Here is a 604-nt window from a genome sequence, read left to right on the forward strand (position 1 = left end):
TTACTTTCGGCAAACTGTCTTCGTGAATTGTGAAAGTTATTTGGTCAATAAATGCGCCGTCATCCCTTCCTCTTCTTAACGGTATTTCAATGAATTTTCCTTTTCCATCCGATACGAAATGGCTGAAATATTCAAATTCGAAGTCTTGGTTCTCCGATTTTTCCGCACCCTTCGGATTAGGGGTTTTATTTTGCTCCCCCCCTATTAGCCTAGGGGGGCAGCCTTCGGCGGTTGTCGCAGCCTTGCCGTCCGCTGGCGCGGCCGCCATGTCTGCGCCTACCGCCACGGCTTTATCTTCCAAGGCTTTCACGGTTGCATTCCTTATCCATCAGTTCTTTTACAAACAATCTGCCGAATTCATACGCTTCGTTTTCGGTTTTTTGTTTCAAAGTCGGATTGCGGATAGGGAAACAAAATGTTTTGATGCATTGGGATTCGTTGTCTTTATCCCTGAACACTTTCAAGATGTATGCTTTCGGGAAAGATAAGGGTTCGGGATTGACGGTATAGAAAATAAACATGATTAAGCCCCTTCACTGGCTAGAGTTAAGGGGCTTTACAAGAATTAAGAATATGCGCCCCTGACGGAACGCAATATATAAGG

1 protein-coding gene and 1 pseudogene are annotated in these 604 nt (G+C 44.9%); both read right to left on the bottom strand.

Annotated elements, in window-relative coordinates; genetic code table 11:
• A pseudogene (locus HMPREF2551_RS00155) lies at nt 1–268 on the bottom strand (replication initiation factor family protein); the annotation flags it as partial.
• A gap of 22 nt (nt 269–290) precedes the next feature.
• Nucleotides 291–521 carry a hypothetical protein gene (locus HMPREF2551_RS00160; protein ID WP_070836709.1) on the bottom strand — a complete coding sequence of 77 codons (231 nt, stop codon included), beginning with the start codon at nt 519–521 and terminating at the stop codon, nt 291–293.
• Nucleotides 522–604: the final 83 nt, after the last annotated feature.

Origin of the sequence: Neisseria sp. HMSC066H01 (assembly GCF_001837375.1) — a bacterium.
Taxonomy (GTDB): Bacteria; Pseudomonadota; Gammaproteobacteria; order Burkholderiales; family Neisseriaceae; genus Neisseria.

What these genes read in the sequence shown, in the direction of transcription:
- HMPREF2551_RS00160 (WP_070836709.1), bottom strand. Translation starts at nt 521, where the DNA reads ATGTTTATTTTCTATACCGTCAATCCCGAACCCTTATCTTTCCCGAAA.